This window comes from Virgibacillus sp. NKC19-3, from assembly GCF_019837165.1.
GTDB lineage: Bacteria > Bacillota > Bacilli > Bacillales > Amphibacillaceae > Virgibacillus_L > Virgibacillus_L saliphilus.
In genome coordinates, this window is sequence record NZ_JAGYHC010000001.1 from 3,663,098 (window position 1) to 3,679,900 (window position 16,803).

The window sequence follows — 16,803 nt, forward strand, 5'->3', positions numbered from 1 at the left end:
TGCCAATTTAGACGATATCTTTTATTCTATCAAAAAACGTGTCGATAGAAAATAAATTTTCATATATTTTAAGATTTGTAAAGCGACAGGAGCTAGATATTCCGTTTCTACTCAATATTAAAATGTACGCCTTTTCTCCGGAATATGACATTATTGAGGAACCAGCAGAACCTATTCCCCCCACTACGTTAATGCTTTACTGTAGTGGGAGACAGACCCCGTGAATTAGTCATCCGTCATCGTCTTTTTAAAACAAACATACATAAATACTGCAGCGGCCGCCGTCCAGATAGTAATTATCCCTAATGGCAGCCAGGAGGTGGTGTCATGTATTTCAATTCCCTGCATAATTGGAAAGGTATCGGCAATCTTAATGACTATACCATCTTCATCCAGTCCGAGCATCCAAATAAACGGCGTGAAACCAAAGAGGAACATAATCGGCATGATATAGAATGAAGTTGAAGCAATTGACTTTGCGAAAAGGCCAATACCTATTCCGAGAAATAGAAAGAACAAAAATATCAATAGCAATCCAAGCATAGCTCTAACATGTAGGAAAGGTTCTATATCAAGAATCACCAGTGACACAATCAAGGATACGAACGTGATAAGTCCGGTCACCAAACTTTTCCCGATAATAATATCCATCATGGATGCAGGTGACTGAATGAGTCCGCGCAATGTCTTCTTTTCGCTTTCCTCAGCCATCATGGTCATTATCGTACTTGATGTTACCGCTGAATATGTTACTCCAATAATAATATACAACATGATAATAGGGAGGTCTTCATCTCCACTACCCATCCGAGTATATATGAGCGCCAACACGATTGGAATCACTGGCATCATCAAAAGCATCATATTTTTCATGAAGTCTTTGATATCTTTTTCAAATATGGCAGATATACGTTGAACGTGCATTATTCAAGCTCCTTTCCGGTCACTTTTAAAAAGATTTGGCCAAGGGTGGGATTATCCGTATGCATGGCTTTCACGTTTTCGTTTGCAATTAATGCTTTGATTTGATCAGCATTCTCGGCTTCATTTTCAATAACCAGTTGCTCGCCGGAAAATGTTTCCACATGAAAGGCATGGGTAGAATATTTGTAGCGAAGTGCGTTCGGATTATCCAGTTCCTGCAGTTCCCCATTGTGCAAAAATGCAACACGATCACATAACGCTGTCGCTTCTTCCATATTATGCGTGGACAAAAAAATCGTAGTTCCGGCTTCGTTTAGTTTCTGCAAACCGCGGTGAATATGCGCCATATTCCCCGGATCAAGTGCAGATGTTGGTTCATCCAGAAAGACGAGGTCCGGTTTATGCATCAATGCTTTTGCCAGCAGCACACGCTGCTTCATCCCTTTTGACAGCTTCGAAACCGTTTTGGAACGCACGTCATGCAAATTAACCTCACGCAATATCACATCGATTTGCTTAAGGGGAGCGTTGTATAATTTACAAAATAATTTCAAGTTATCATAAACAGTCAAACGCTCGTACAACGAACTATTATCCGATAATATCCCGATGTTGGATTTGAACGTAGGCGCCCCGAACCGCTTTGAATCAATCCCGAGAACCGTAACTAAGCCGGCTGTTGGCCCAAGCTCCCCGGTTAGGATTTTAATCGTTGTTGTTTTGCCTGATCCACTGGGGCCAAGCAGCCCAAATATTTCACCTTTCTTCACATGGAAACTGACATCTTTTATAGCCGGATGTTGGCCATAAACTTTTCGCATTCCCGTTACTTCTATCGTATGTTCCAACTGAAAACCTCCTTATGATGTTCTACATTCATCATAATGGTGAATGCCTGCTGCTGCAGTCATATCAGAATGAAATGTAGCTTAAAAAGGTTCAGATGTACCGAGTAAGGGTTGAAAAAACGGCCGTAATGATATACGGTTACGCTACATCCAGTTTCAGCGATTAGCGAGACTTCCCTCACCTCCGCACGTCGCTAACCGGGCGCTTCCACTTTTGTATTTATCGTGAACGGTACTTATTTCAGGCTGAATTTCTCCTGGATGTCCTGAATTTTGGTCCGTGACAATGGAATGGTCGATTGTGCTTTGTTGTCAATCCGGAGGGAATATGTATTTTTGGACCATGTAATAATTTCACGTACCTTTTGCAAATTCACGATATAGGATCGATGGCAGCGATAAAACCCATAAACCCCCAATTTCTTTTCCATTTCCCCAAGTGTAGACTCCATCGCATAAGATTGATCATTGATGACAATCATAGCCTTTCCGTCTTGACTCTCGATATAGTCGATTTCCGGAGGATCAAATAAAATCATTTTATCATCCACCTTTGCCGTAATCTTGAATAAATTTGTCGTTGTCGGTGGTGCAGGACTATCCGTGGTCGCTTCTTCTTCGCCGTCATCGACTTCAATTGGTTGGATTCCTTTTTCCTGCAGCTTATACGCCACCTCTCCAAGTAACAATGCATGCTCCATATTGGATACCAAGACAAGAACCGGTATGTTGCTAGCTTTGATCTTTTCCATCATAGTAATAAATGTTTGGACTGTTTTGATATCAACACCGTGAATGGGCTCTAGGAAAACCATTGGATGGGCAGCGCTCATATAATACCTGACAAAACGAACTCGGCGGATTTCCGATTCAGAGCATTTATAGATCGGGGTCTTTGCACAGGTTTGCAATTCAAACCATACGAGAATTTCGGGAATGGGGGTTCCGCAGCCAAACCATTTATGATAAAAGGCGATATTCGCTTCTACGGTCAAACGTTCATATAAACCGTCCTGCAAGTCAAAAACGGGAATCTGACCATTATTTCGGAGGCTTTTTACCAGTTCAGCTTGCATATCTGTATCACTATAGATGGACGTTGCGTAGGAATCTTCTAACGTAAGGGAAAATGATGGGAGAAACTTACTAGCTATCACTTCATTGTTTATGTTAAAGTATGCCATGATCCAAGCTCCTGTTCAAAAAAATCATGTAAATATAAATGTAGTATAACATGAAATGATTGTAAAAGGGGTCTGTTTCCCACCACTTTAATGTGTTAATGTAATGGGAAACAGACCCCTTTTTTGATCTACAGCTTTTCAATCTTACCTGCAAGATCAAAATCCTTATCGGTAATACCATCTTCATCGTGTGAGCGGAGTGACAATTTTACGTTATGATACTGGATAACAATATCAGGGTGATGGTTAGCTTCCTCTGCCAAATCACCGACGCTATTTACAAACGTCAGCGATGCTTTAAAATCTGAAAATTTATACGTCTTTACCAGATAATCATCGTTGTATTCCCAACCAGGCAATTGATTCAGGTTTGTTTGAATTTGTTTTTCGTTTAACACCATGGTTATACCTCCTTGATTTTTGAAACCTCACGATGTTGAACTTTTGTGTAATGAAGAATTAGCCCATTGAGTCCATAGCACTTTACTGCCGATCCAATATCTCTTTCAACACCCGTGCTTGGTTATGCTCCTCATCCTTGGCGGCAAATAATAAGGTCACATTCTTATCGCGTTCTTTCGTAATTTCTTTTAATTCTGCCAATGCTTCCTGCTGCTTACCGCTATCCAGTTCTTCTTTATACTTTTTCTTAAACGCCTCATATTTATCTGGATCATGCCCAAACCATTTTCGTAGATCATTGGAAGGCCCTATTTCTTTCATCCAGTGATCCAGTTTGGCATCTTCTTTAGAAATGCCCCTCGGCCATACACGATCCACTAGCACGCGAACACCATCATTTTCCGTCGATCCTTTATCATAAATTCGTTTTATTTCTACTGGCATTTTCATTCCTCCCTGCTTGTACAATACCCGTTTTAGAAAAAAATAAAGCAATCAATGATGAACGAACGGGACAAACCACCCTTGCTCGCATTTTAACGCACTGAGAGACACCTCCATCAAACTTCCTTTTCCTTCTTTCCCGAAGCAAACCACCCGATAATTGCAATACCTACCAACACAACATAAAATAGCCCTTTCCACAGGGTTGACTCAGGGAATGTATGCGGGATCCACATGATATCCGGATGTGCGAATACGATGATCGCGAGTTTCACACCGACCCAACCTACAATCAGGAAAGCTGCAACTTCGAGTCCTGGCCTTTTATGAAGTAAATCGACAAATATATTAGCCGCAAATCGCATAATGATTAAACCAATCATCCCGCCTGCGAATACAACGGTAAATTGCCCAGCATCCAAACTCCCAATCGTACCCAGACCTGTTGGCGGAAGTGCTACAGCTAATGCCACAGCTGCTAAAATAGAGTCAACAGCAAAGGCCAAATCAGCGAATTCTACTTTTACAACCGTCATCCAGAACCCACTGCCCTTTTTCCGGTTTCTTTCCTCAACAGCAGCCGCAGTCTCCCCACGCGCTTTTGGTTTAAACCGATCATATAAATTCTTAAACGAAATGAATAATAGATAAATCGCCCCCATTGCTTGCACTTGCCAGACGTCTACAAGGAACGAAATGACAAATAGTGAGCCAAAACGCAGGACAAAGGCGCCAGCCAGTCCATAAAACAAGGCTTTTTTCCGCCGTTTTTCCGGGAGATGCTTTACCATAATAGCCAGTACTAACGCATTATCTGCTGCTAGCAAACCTTCTAAACCTATTAAAATAACCAATACCCATAAATATTCCACCATTAATTCTACACCCATCAGCTTCTCTCCTCCTATAAGATCGATCTGCTAACAGGTTTTAAAGCATAAAAAAGACCCTTACCCGTTAGCGGTAAAGGTCTCGCAAACAACGCCCGTTGCCAATTAAGCCGGAGAACTCATCTCGTAATGACGACTTAAATTGTACAGCTACTCCCCTTTAGGAAACTACTATTATCTTTATTAAATCCTTTTATGTGTAAATTGTCAACTTCTATTTTATAGACGCACGTATTTTTTCAATAATGTCATCCATATTTTCCTTTAATGATGCCAGCCTTTCTTTACTATCCGCTAGAGATTGCCCGCGAACACCATAATAGCATTTAATTTTAGGCTCTGTCCCGGATGGACGCAGACAAACCCAGCTATCTTTTTCTAATATAAATTTCATCATATTTTCGTTTGGCAATTCGATCGTTTCACGTTCACCGGACCCCGTTAATATACGCTCGCCTGCTAAGTAATCTTCTACCTTTTCCACCTTAAAACCGCCAATTTCCGTTAAAGGAGTTTCCCTAATTTCACTCATAATGGCAGCTATTTGGTCTGACCCTTCTTTTCCTTTTAACGTCAGGGAAGACATCCCTTCCTTATAATAGCCGTGTTTTTCATATAAATCATGCAGAACGTCGAGCAATGTTTTTCCTTGTTTTTCCCAGTAATAAGCCATTTCACATGCCATTACAGCTACTTGCACAGCATCTTTATCCCGGGCAAAGCTACTGATCAGATATCCATAACTTTCTTCGAAGCCGAAGATAAATGTTTCCCCTGTCGCATCAAATTGGTTAATTTTTTCCCCGATAAATTTAAAACCTGTTAATGTATCCACCGTTTTTACATTATAAGAATCCGCAATCGATCGGCCCAATTCTGTTGTGACAACGGTTTTTATCATACGGGCTGTTTGTAATATGACCGGGTCACTATGGGATAAAATATAGTCGAGCAATAAGGAACCCAATTGATTCCCGGTTAAAACCTGATACTCTCCCGCATTGTTTCGAACAGCTACGCCCAAACGATCGCCATCAGGGTCTGTGGCGAGTAACATCGATGCACCTTGTTTCTTCCCTTGTTCCATCGCATACGTGAAAGCTTGATGTTCTTCAGGATTGGGGGATTCCACGGTAGAAAATTCCGGATCCGGCGTTGCCTGATCTTTAACAACATCTACATTGGAAAAATGTAATTGATCCAGTCCTTTCATGACAAGCTGATATGCCGTTCCATGCAGCGGTGTGAAAACAATTGGTAACTCTTTTTCCTGTTGTTGCTCCTCAGGTTTTATTTTGGTAATAGCCCTTAATTGTTCTAAATAGGCGTTATCAATTTCATTATTTACCCACGTAAGCAATTCTTTTTCTTCCAACACTTCCCTATCCAGTGCAGATACGGTTAGTTCATCTTCCGTTGCTTGGATCGCATCAATAATCTCACTTGCCTCATCCGGCGTGATTTGTGCCCCATTTTCATTGTATACCTTAAACCCATTATATGCAGGAGGATTATGACTTGCGGTTATCATAATACCTGAGGCGGTGCCTAAATAACGCACGGCAAACGATAAAAGCGGTGTCGGACGCGGGGAATCAAACACACTTATCTTTATTCCATAGGCGCCGAGGACTTTTGCCGCCTCAACCGCAAACTCCCTGGACATATATCTTGAATCATAAGCAATAACAACGCCTCTATCTTTGACGTTTACACGGTTTTCAAATAAATAGTTTGCCAACCCATTGACAGCCTTACGTACCGTGTAGATATTCATCCGGTTCGTCCCAACCCCTAAGACACCACGCATTCCACCAGTACCAAAGGTCAACTCTTTATAGAAGGCATCCTCAAGCGTGGCACGATCTTCCTTTAATGTATCCAACTCCTGTTTTAGTGATGCATCAAGATTTTCAAATGAATTCCATTTTTGATAAACGTCTTCCCAATTACGCATATAAATGTATCCCCCGTTATGTATAGATGGTAAAATCTTAGCATATTTTTTTATAATTTGCTATCGGAGCGTTTAATCCAGTCATTTACAGGATAAAATAATTAGTAAAACTTGATAATCGCAAAGCTTTGAGGCGATTATCTTAGTTGCACTTATGCAGTTAAGAAATATGGATATATTTTTAACGGCGAAAAAATGCTATCTATCCTTCCTATATTTTTAAAAAACAGGTAGAATGGAAATATATATAAATCGGACAGAAAGTTGTGATGTACGTGATTCATAAAAAATGGTTCCAGGTTATGGTTTTCTTTATATTCCTTTTTCTATTAATCTGGTTAATTTCGATTACTGATTTTATCTTTATTCCAGTAATCCAATTACTGGGGGCAGTTGCATTTCCTATTATTGGAGCCGGCATTCTTTATTATCTAACCAAACCGGTGATGCATTTATTCGAACGACTTAAAATCAATCGCATTGTCTCTATTATTCTCGTATTTTTACTACTTATTTTAATTGTATTCTTATTTGTGTTGTATATTTGGCCCATTGCTGAACGACAGATTACCAATTTAATTCGGGGAATTCCATCGATGGTAAATGCCGTCGAGAACTTTATTGATTATTGGCAGACTAATTACGCAAACATTCCGGATCAAGTATTGACCGCCATCAGTGATTTTGCCGATGATATCCCATCCCATGTTGAAAATATCATCAACAATCTTTTCGGGTTTATTGGAAGCTTTATCGGCCAATTAGTGACGATTATTGCCGGGATTGTGCTAATCCCCTTCTTCCTTTTCTTTATGCTGAAGGATGGAGAAAAATTGGTTCCCTTTATCACACAAATTTTTGAAAAGAAAAAAGCGGATAACATACGTAATCTACTACAGAAGATTGATAATGTGTTAACCTCTTTTATCCAAGGTCAGCTCATTGTCAGCTTCTTCGTTGGTGTCCTGTTATTTATCGGCTATCTCATTATTGGTCTTGATTATGCACTGGCACTTTCGCTGTTTGGAATGATAACAAATGTTATTCCATATCTCGGTCCATTTATCGCCGTTACGCCGGCACTTATTATCGGAGCAATTCAGGATCCAATGAACCTTATTTGGGTTTCATTAATTATGATCGTTGCCCAACAAATTGAAAGTAACTTAATTTCACCAAATGTCATGGGGCAGGCGCTGAATTTACATCCATTAACCATCATAACGGTCATCCTGGCTGCCGGAAGTATTGCAGGATTTATCGGTATCCTGTTTGCTGTACCGTTCTATGCTGTGCTACGAACCATTATCGTTCATTTTTATGATACCTATTTAGAATCGAAGAAACGTAAACAAGACGCTTTATTATAAATAATGGAGGAGATCACATATGACGAGACAAGAGTTGGAAGCAAAATTGCAAGAATTGAAATCCGATTATGCTCGTATTCAAGGGGATATGGATAAATTAGAATATGTGAAAGGAAGAGTTTCCTCCGCAGAAAGGCAGTTGGTCCGGTTGGAGGAGGAAATTGCTTCCATTAATCAGCAGCTTGAAGATAGAAAAGCGTGAGGCTACGGGCCTCACGCCTTTTGTTTTGCTGATAAATCTTCTACTATAAGGGTTTATACGCTAACGTATAGAGATTCCTACTTATTTTCATTTGTTTTTCGTTGATTTTCCACTCTTGACCGGATTTTTTCTTTTTCTTTTGTGGGTGGTGTTAAACTGACCACTTTATCTCCGATGGCAGGAACTGTTCGCATTTCCTCTGAATAAAATTTAAGCAATCCGGATGGCTTAATTAAATACAGGAATACAGTAGATTCATCTTTATCCGCAAGATAATTTTTATAATTATACTGTGAGGTAAGCGTTGTTTGGCGAAATACATAGCCATTTTTTAGCTTATCATTCAAATCATCCATGGAAAAATTCTTATCAAACAGAATTCTACCACCGACTTTGGAGACAACCCCACTGGAATAGCCATTATTGAGTTGCGTGTACGGGCTCACTTTAAATACATTGGTCCTGCCGTATTCAGGCATAAACGTTGTACATACAAGCGAGTTAAACGCATGATCATCTGTTGCAGCAAGTAAATAATCATATGGTATCGTATCAAGATTATATTCCGTCTGTTCTGAAAGCATATTTCCATGATAAACAGGAAGCCCTGCCTCTCGTGCTTTGCGTAAATTTTCCCAGGAAGAATCAACAATAATGACAGGGAATTTTGATTTGGATAGGGACTTGGCGAGTTCGACTGTAAATGGATTACTGCCAACAATTAATGCACCAGGTTTCCCTTCCATGGACAGGTTGAGCTTTCTCGCCAGCCAGCTGATGGAGAAGCCATGTGCCACAACGGTAAAAAACACAAGTGCGAAAGTTAGCGTCGTTAAAATAGACGCATCTTCATAGCCTGCATCTGTTAATACCGTAGCGAAATAACCAGACACGGTTAACGCAACAATTCCCCGTGGGGCTATCCAACCAACTAGTGCTTTTTCATTAAATGTTAATCTTGTTCCGATTGTTGATAAAAATATAGATAACGGACGAACAATAAACATCATTAACAGCACATATCCAATAATGTTCGGGCTGAAAATATGAAGCAGTGTCTCTGGCTCCAATGAAGCTGTTAGCATAATAAATATGGTTGAGATTAATAGAATCGATATATTTTCCTTAAAGTGACGCATATCGGAAATCGAACTAATCCCCATGTTTGCAAGCGTAATACCCATTGCTGTTACCGACAAGAGCCCTGTTTCATGCATGATTAAATCTGCCCCTGTAAAACAGAAAATGACCACTACGACGACTGCAGGAGACTTCAGAAATTCAGGGACGTGACCCGTTTCAAACATCCAACCGAGACCCCTGCCACAAGCCCAACCGAAAATCGCAGCAAAAATTGACGCTGCAAAGAATAAGAGAAGAGCGGACTCATCCGGATTCGAGGCAGTGATAAATACAATAATTTCAAAAGCAAAGACTGCTAGTAAGGCGCCAATGGGGTCAACAATAATACCTTCCCATTTTAATATCTTTGCAGGTCTTGGTTTCAGCTTGGATTGACGAAGAAGCGGCATAATAACCGTTGGGCCGGTTACGATAAATAGGCCACCAATGACAAACGCTACTGCCCAAGACAAGCCGGCTATATAATGAGCCGTTAAGGAGCCAAGGATCCAAGCAATAAATGCACCGACTGTGGATATTCGAAAAACTGGTTTCCCTAGTCCACGAAGTTCTTTAAAACTCAGATTCAAACTACCTTCAAAAAGAATAATCGCTACCGCTACTGAAATAATCGGACTATATAAGGCACCAAAGTCTTCTTCAGGATTGATTAAACCAATAATTGGACCAGCCAGCAGGCCTGTGATTGACATGACAACAATTGCGGGTAACCGATATCGCCAAGCCAGCCACTGTGAACCAATCCCTAAAAGACCAATCAGTGTTATTTCAAATAATAGAGATGGAATCATTTTCAGACCCCCTTAATTTTGTTCAAACATAGAGACATTCTATAGGTGAATAAGGGGATTGTAAACAGCTTTTTTGAAAAAAATTAAGATGGTACTCGATTTAAGGATGAGGAAGCTGTGCAACGTTTGCTATGACAACAAACCAGTTACTGGTAAGGGAAATATTGTTTTTTTGAGAAAATGGGGACTAAAACGAGATGTTCCCTGATTTATCTGATAATAGGAAGTAATTGCGTGGAATGATGTACGTTATGAACCGACTCACATTCTGTTCACTCCAAAAGTGGGTGGAATCCATATGAGATAGGATCAGCCAGTTATTATAGCAACCATCTCGGCAATACTAATCTCTACTAGTAGATCGTAACCCATACTTATTCCACCCTGCTTGTCTATTTATCTGGTTCTAGTAAGCATTGAATTATCCAGTTCACTGACCGATTTTCCTCCAGCTAACGCCATGGTTATGTCCATGTCAGCAATTATGTTTTGTAAGACTTCTGTAACGCCTTGTTCACCTGCTACGGCTAGTCCATACATACATGGCCTTCCAACAAGTACAGCTTTCGCCCCAAGCGCAATCGCCTTCACAACATCTGCCCCTCTTCTGACTCCACTATCCATCAGCACTGGAATTTGCTCCTGAACAACATCACAAATAAGCGGCAAAGCCTCGAGTGCTCCTAGTGCTCCGTCAACCTGGCGACCGCCGTGATTGGAAACAATGATTCCATCTACACCGTATTCCAATGCCTTTTTGGCATCATCCGGATGCAGGACTCCCTTTAACAGGATAGGTAGGCTGGTATGTTTTCTTAAAAAAGAAATATCATCCCAGGTTAACCCCGTATTGCCAAAAATTTGTGTCCAATACATAATTGCTGCTGTTGGATCCTCCTCAGGGGATTTCTCCAATTTAGAACGAAACGCTGGATCACTTAAATAATTTCCAACCCCTTCCCCGATCAGAAACGGTAAATACACATTTTTCAAGTCATATTCACGCCATGCCAGCATTGGCGTATCCAATGTAACAACAATGGCTGAATATCCCGCCTTTTCAGCTCGTTGCAGGAAGCTGGCAGTTACATCGGGATCTTTACTCCAATACAGCTGGAACCATTTTGGCGCATCCCCCATCGCTGCTGCAATTTCCTCCATCGGTTGCGTCGACGCAGAAGAGGCGATGTATGGCACACCCATCTGTACACAGGCTTTAGCCGAAGCCAGTTCTCCATCCGGATGGATGATAGACTGTACACCAATAGGAGCATGAAGAATGGGAAAAGGATGCGTATGCCCAAATAATTCAACAGTAATATCGCGATCCTCTACATCTCGCAGCATCCTTGGGGTGATTTTCCAATGGTGGAATGCCTCTAGATTGGCCTTCATTGTATCCTCCCCACCAGCACCCCCGGCAATATAGTAAAACGGTCCATCTTCCAGAACTTCACGCGCCTTCGCTTCCCACTCCTCATAAATAACCGGCAGTCTATTTGGGTCGGGATTAAACATCGTTTGATAAATTTTGTATTGAACATCGTTACCAATGTTAGACATTCGTGATTCTCCTTTTGTTTTCGATTTGCATGTTCTGTCTTTATTGCAGCCATGGACAAATACTTACATTTATATTTTAGACAAGTATATATTTTCATAATTATTACGTCAATATAACTCCAAGAAAACGTAATAATAGAGGCATTTTACGTAAAAAATTACATTTTCAATGCTCTATCCATTACTAACATTCTATTTTTAGCCTCTTTCCGTTCATACAGCAATAAATATGTTACCATTAATCTAGGAAAAGGAGGAGCAACAGATGCTTGTAAAAGAAGAAAAAATTCTACAAACCTATTTTGGCTATGAAACGTTTCGCCCTGGTCAAAAAGAGGCAATTGATCATATATTAAACTTACATAACACACTTGCTGTGATGCCAACGGGTGGCGGTAAATCCTTATGCTACCAGATTCCCGGCTTGTCCTTAGATGGTACAGCAATCATCATTTCTCCATTAATATCACTTATGAAGGACCAGGTTGACGCCCTTTCTTCATACGGCATTCCCGCTACATATATTAATAGTTCACTTTCTGTGAGTGAACAGCAAGCACGGCTGCAGGACATCGCTGCCAAACGCTATAAATTCGTTTACGTAGCTCCCGAGCGGTTTGAGTCGATGCATTTTGTCAATACCATTAAGCATATCCCGCTTGCACTTGTGGCTTTTGATGAAGCGCATTGTATTTCCCAATGGGGACACGATTTCAGGCCCAGCTATCGTTCCATTGTTCCTAACTTGAAAAAATTAGCTAATATCCCGGTTTTTGTCGCATTGACAGCAACAGCTACCGAGGAAGTTATTTCGGATATTCGAGATTTACTGCATATCGAATCAAATCATGTCGTCAACACTGGCTTCGAACGAACAAATTTATCCTTTCACATTGCAAAAGGAAAGGACAAATCATCCTATGTCCGTTCCTTCTTAGAAGAGCATCAACATGAATCAGGCATTATCTACACCGCAACGAGAAAACAGGTAGAAGCATTACATGATCAGTTGACGCGCCGCGGCTTTGACGTAGCTAAATATCACGCCGGCCTCTCGGAGGAGGAACGTAAACAAGCACAGGCAGCATTCATTTATGACGAAAAATCGGTCATGATTGCAACAAATGCATTCGGGATGGGGATCGATAAATCAAATGTGCGGTTTGTTATCCATTATGCCATGCCCATGAACATCGAATCCTACTACCAGGAAGCCGGCAGGGCCGGACGTGATGGCGAACCAAGTGATTGCATTCTTTTATTCTCTCCGCAGGACATTCAATTACAGAAATTTTTAATCGAACAATCGCTCATGGATGAGGCCGCTAAACAGCAGGAATACCGTAAATTACAGGCGATGATTAATTATTGTCACACCCATAGCTGTTTAACCGCACAAATTCTGGATTATTTTAACGATACAGAGACAACGGAAACTTGTGGACGATGCAGCAATTGTGTAGAGCGTCAGGAGAAAACAGATATTACCGAGGAAGCGCAAATGATTTTGTCTTGTGTCAAGCGTATGGGTGAACGCTTCGGTGTCGGCATGACTGCCAAAGTCTTAAAAGGATCCAGAGATAAAAAGATAAGAGATTTCCGCTTGGACCAGATTTCAACCTACGGCATATTATCTGCCTATACGGAAAAAGGGCTGACAGAATGGATCCATTTTCTGATTGCCGAACAGCTATTGGCAACGGAAGAGGGGAAATTCCCGACATTAAGATTGAACCAAAACTCGTTTGATGTTCTAAAAGGGGCTCGCCCTGTCTGGATGTTTACAGCACCAATACCTGTGAGCGAAGCAGCCGACTATCATGAAGACTTATTCTCGTCGCTACGGGCACTACGAAAACAAATGGCTGATGCAAGAAATGTTCCGCCATATGTATTATTTTCCGATGCAACATTAAAGGATTTAAGCCGTTATTTTCCTGTCACCAAGGAAGATATGCTGGAGATCAAAGGCGTCGGGGAAAGGAAATATGAACAGTACGGAGAGCATTTTCTTTCCGTCATTCAGAATTGGCGAAAAGAACATCCAGATGTGAAAAAGAAAATCCAAATCGCTGATGCACCTGCACCTAAGCCGAAGAAGAAGAAAACGGATGATGATCGGCCAAGCCATATGGTGAGTTATCAAATGTTTCAGTCGGGCAAGTCGATGAAGGATATTGCCGTTATTCGGGAACTTTCCCAGCAAACAATAGAGAGTCACCTCTTTCAAGCTTTTAAGGCAGGATATCCAATTGCATGGGAAATCTTTTTTAACGATGAAGAAGAAGCTGCTGTACTTGCCACGCGTGAGGAGCTTGCTGAACCACGGTTGAAGCCATTGAAAGAGACTTTGCCTGAGAACTATAGCTATACGATGATCAAGGCTGTTTTGGTTAAAAATGGACTGATGTAAATGTGATACAGGACAGAGATGCGGATGGTTCCTTCGGCGTTCGGGATGGTTCCTTCGGCGTTCGGGATGGTTCCTTCGGCGTTCGGGATGGTTCCTTCGGCGTTCGGGATGGTAAACGCCATGCTTCCAGGGTCGCATGGCGTTTATACAATCATTCCAGCATATAAAAATACCCTTCCATCATTAACAGCAATTTGCCCCTTTGTATCCTCCATTGAGTAATCGTAACTCCATGCATGTGGCAATTTCTTCATTAATTGAATAGCTTCATCCGTTGTTTGACATGTGTCCAACACAATCCTTAGAATACTCCCTGCACTTAATCCTTTTCTAGAACAGGTGTGTTTAAAAATGAAAGCCGATTGCCAGCCCTTTTTCATTTACTCCTTCATGTCTGCCAACCATATGTAGACTGTAGCCAACACTCCCGTAAGCCTTCTGTGGATTAATGATCGCTAACCGATGATCATAGCCATCAAGCGAAAAATCATAATTTCGAACATAATAGTTGGGCGTGGACTACGGCAGAGCAACCCATTTCCTTTAATTTTGGAATATCATAGCCACTGAACAGAGACAGTACCTTCTTATAAGGCATTTGCATTGATCTGATAATCCCTTTATCTCATCAAGAAGGTGTGGCGCAAAATGATGAAAGATATTCTCGACGGCGTGTACATCAATATTTTCATTCACAATGGGCTCGAATTTTTCTACCAATGAAGTGGGGATACGTTTACCCTGATGATAGCCGATTTCATGCGAAGCCCCATTTTGTTGATCTATGGCTACTTCGAAATATGGCATGGAAACATCCCCTTATTTTCGTTATAATAGTTCATTCTGCATCGCGCTGTAAAATTCCTTTATTGCCCATATTATGTACCTCACCCCTCCCTCATGTAGGCTCGCTACGTTTACCAGCTATTTCATCTATGCCTGCGTCACCCTCCTGTTCGTTTACCCTATGATATCTTCACTTCCGCCTATCAAGAGCGTAGACAACGATCTCTTAGATAAAAAGCGTATTTGAAAGATAGATAGATTTTTTCACGGTTAAATTGAACAACAAGCGCGATAATCCAATTTGATTACGTTACATACTATTGATATAGTAAAAATCTGGTAGCAGCCGGTTGTGAATATACACACAAATTCTAGAAGTCGACATTGTGAAACAATAAACAAGAAAAGGAGATGATAGATGTGAGATCTGGAGAAACTGCAGATCAACATACTCACGAGGAAATGGATCAAGATTATTCATTAGACAGAGTCCCTCGCGAGCAAAGGAACATGGGTTGGATTAGTATTACAAATATTACGTTTGGTATTGCAACAGCCATATTTTACTTCCAAATGGGGAGTGTCATGGCTCTTCAATTTGGTGCAATTAATGCTATTATATCGGCTGTCTATGCGATTATTGTTGCCGGTATACTGGGAACATTCATTGCTTATTTATCTGCAAAATCCGGAATGAATGTTAATTTATTATCACGTGGCGGTGGATTTGGCTATATTGGCGCCTCGTTGACCTCATTTATTTATGCTACAAATTTTATCATGTATTGCGCGTTGGAAGGTTTAATACTCGTAGCTGCTGTTCATGAATTTTTTCCTGTAATCCCTGAGTGGGTATTAATTATCTTCTTTGGCTCGATTGTTATCCCGTTAAATTGGTTTGGGATCAAGCAGTTGGATAAATTGCAAAAATGGTCGTTGCCGTTGTTCGGCCTTTTTTTAATTGCAGCTATTATCATGGCTGCAAACACGACCTCCGTTTACGACGGTAGTTTCTGGTCGTATATGCCAGAGGGCGTCCAAGTTGGAGGAACAGCTTTATTGCTTTGTATTGGCATGCAGCATGGTATTATGGGACTAACACCACTGCTCGCATCAGACTATGCCCGCTTTCTTAAACCAAAAGATACGAAGTTTGGCATATTTGCCATTGGATTTATCCCCCAGATTTTCTGTTTTGGCGTCATGGGTGGCCTTGGGATATGGTTTGGCGTTCGACTGGGAGAGCCAAATCCAGGTGTATATATTGTGCTACTCCTGAGTATCTTTGGAGTCTTGTTTACCATGATCACGCAGGTAAGAATTAATATCACAAATATATATAGTGGGTCATTATCGCTTTCTACCTTTTTTGAAAATATATTTAAATTTAAACCAGGGCGTCGCTTTTGGGTGGTCGTTACAGGGGTTGCTGCGATGATTTTAATGCTGGCCGGTATCGTCAATCATCTGGAAGCGGCTATGACGTTCCAAGGCGTCTTCCTAATGACTTGGGCAGCGATTTTGGTTACGGATGCCATTATCGTCAAAAAGGTATTAAGGATTGGTCCCGGTTATTACGAGGCCAGGCAACAGAATCTGCATAAATGGAATCCGGTTGGTGTTGTTGCTTTAGCGGTAGCAAGCGGATTAGGCACAGTTGCAGCATTAGGATACATGGGGACATTCTTGCAAAGTACTGCTGCATTTTTCGCAGCTGTTCTCGCAGCTATACTCACTGTGACTGTAGCTATTACGACCAAGGGGAAATATTACATCAAACGAAAAAACAATGATGTGGCGAGAGAAGATTATATTGCGTAAAAGCAATGGGAAGTAAACCCGCCTCTTTGATGGTTCCTTCGGCGTTCGGGTTGATTCCTTCGGCG

General features: G+C 41.1%; 16 protein-coding genes. 4 read left to right on the forward strand and 12 right to left on the reverse strand.

From position 1 onward, the window contains the following. Positions 1 to 225: 225 nt before the first annotated feature. The 7 genes from KFZ56_RS17420 to KFZ56_RS17450 form a co-directional block, all read right to left on the reverse strand. A complete protein-coding gene (locus KFZ56_RS17420; protein ID WP_222643354.1) occupies positions 226 to 924 on the reverse strand; it encodes an ABC transporter permease in 699 nt (232 codons plus the stop codon). After that, on the reverse strand, positions 924 to 1,772 hold the full coding sequence (locus KFZ56_RS17425) for an ABC transporter ATP-binding protein (protein WP_222643356.1): 849 nt from the start codon (positions 1,770 to 1,772) through the stop codon (positions 924 to 926). The genes KFZ56_RS17420 and KFZ56_RS17425 overlap by 1 nt, the downstream gene beginning before the upstream one ends. A gap of 236 nt (positions 1,773 to 2,008) precedes the next feature. Then, entirely contained in the window at positions 2,009 to 2,956 is a 948-nt protein-coding gene (locus tag KFZ56_RS17430; protein ID WP_222643358.1) for a response regulator transcription factor, read from the reverse strand. Positions 2,957 to 3,084: 128 nt separating this feature from the next. Beyond that, entirely contained in the window at positions 3,085 to 3,357 is a 273-nt protein-coding gene (locus KFZ56_RS17435; protein WP_222643360.1) for a 4a-hydroxytetrahydrobiopterin dehydratase, read from the reverse strand. An 82-nt stretch (positions 3,358 to 3,439) separates the two neighbouring features. Next, a complete protein-coding gene (locus KFZ56_RS17440) occupies positions 3,440 to 3,802 on the reverse strand; it encodes a DUF488 domain-containing protein (RefSeq protein ID WP_222643361.1) in 363 nt (120 codons plus the stop codon). Positions 3,803 to 3,918: 116 nt separating this feature from the next. Then, positions 3,919 to 4,692: a MeeY/MeeF family manganese export membrane protein gene (locus KFZ56_RS17445; RefSeq protein WP_222643362.1), complete on the reverse strand. Its 774-nt coding sequence runs from the start codon at positions 4,690 to 4,692 to the stop codon at positions 3,919 to 3,921. A gap of 214 nt (positions 4,693 to 4,906) precedes the next feature. Then, positions 4,907 to 6,649, reverse strand: coding sequence for a phospho-sugar mutase (locus KFZ56_RS17450; RefSeq protein ID WP_222643363.1), 1,743 nt, complete (start codon positions 6,647 to 6,649; stop codon positions 4,907 to 4,909). Between the two features lie 269 nt (positions 6,650 to 6,918). Here KFZ56_RS17450 and KFZ56_RS17455 point away from each other — a divergent pair, with 269 nt between their 5' ends. Both KFZ56_RS17455 and KFZ56_RS17460 read left to right on the forward strand, forming a co-directional pair. Further along, positions 6,919 to 8,019 carry an AI-2E family transporter gene (locus KFZ56_RS17455; RefSeq protein WP_255585198.1) on the forward strand — a complete coding sequence of 367 codons (1,101 nt, stop codon included), beginning with the start codon at positions 6,919 to 6,921 and terminating at the stop codon, positions 8,017 to 8,019. Positions 8,020 to 8,038: 19 nt separating this feature from the next. Continuing rightward, on the forward strand, positions 8,039 to 8,221 hold the full coding sequence (locus tag KFZ56_RS17460; RefSeq protein ID WP_222643365.1) for an SE1832 family protein: 183 nt from the start codon (positions 8,039 to 8,041) through the stop codon (positions 8,219 to 8,221). A 77-nt stretch (positions 8,222 to 8,298) separates the two neighbouring features. Here the strand turns inward: KFZ56_RS17460 and KFZ56_RS17465 are convergent, their stop codons facing one another. Further along, positions 8,299 to 10,155, reverse strand: coding sequence for a cation:proton antiporter (locus tag KFZ56_RS17465; protein WP_222643366.1), 1,857 nt, complete (start codon positions 10,153 to 10,155; stop codon positions 8,299 to 8,301). 396 nt (positions 10,156 to 10,551) lie between these two features. Further along, entirely contained in the window at positions 10,552 to 11,718 is a 1,167-nt protein-coding gene (locus tag KFZ56_RS17470) for a lactate 2-monooxygenase (RefSeq protein WP_222643367.1), read from the reverse strand. A 265-nt stretch (positions 11,719 to 11,983) separates the two neighbouring features. On the opposite strand from KFZ56_RS17470, the gene recQ reads away from it, so the two are divergent. After that, the gene (gene recQ, locus KFZ56_RS17475) at positions 11,984 to 14,131 is read left to right on the forward strand and encodes a DNA helicase RecQ (protein WP_222643368.1); all 2,148 of its coding nucleotides are present in this window, start codon (positions 11,984 to 11,986) and stop codon (positions 14,129 to 14,131) included. A 143-nt stretch (positions 14,132 to 14,274) separates the two neighbouring features. Here the strand turns inward: recQ and KFZ56_RS17480 are convergent, their stop codons facing one another. From KFZ56_RS17480 to KFZ56_RS17490, 3 genes are all read right to left on the reverse strand, one after another. Next, entirely contained in the window at positions 14,275 to 14,511 is a 237-nt protein-coding gene (locus tag KFZ56_RS17480) for a carcinine hydrolase/isopenicillin-N N-acyltransferase family protein (RefSeq protein WP_222643370.1), read from the reverse strand. Then, a complete protein-coding gene (locus KFZ56_RS20120) occupies positions 14,477 to 14,584 on the reverse strand; it encodes a carcinine hydrolase/isopenicillin-N N-acyltransferase family protein (protein WP_375540707.1) in 108 nt (35 codons plus the stop codon). Before KFZ56_RS20120 ends, KFZ56_RS17480 begins: the two co-directional genes overlap by 35 nt. 90 nt (positions 14,585 to 14,674) lie before the next feature. Beyond that, positions 14,675 to 14,938, reverse strand: coding sequence for a hypothetical protein (locus tag KFZ56_RS17490; RefSeq protein WP_222643371.1), 264 nt, complete (start codon positions 14,936 to 14,938; stop codon positions 14,675 to 14,677). Between the two features lie 390 nt (positions 14,939 to 15,328). Here KFZ56_RS17490 and KFZ56_RS17495 point away from each other — a divergent pair, with 390 nt between their 5' ends. Further along, positions 15,329 to 16,738 carry a purine-cytosine permease family protein gene (locus tag KFZ56_RS17495; protein ID WP_222643372.1) on the forward strand — a complete coding sequence of 470 codons (1,410 nt, stop codon included), beginning with the start codon at positions 15,329 to 15,331 and terminating at the stop codon, positions 16,736 to 16,738. Positions 16,739 to 16,803: the final 65 nt, after the last annotated feature.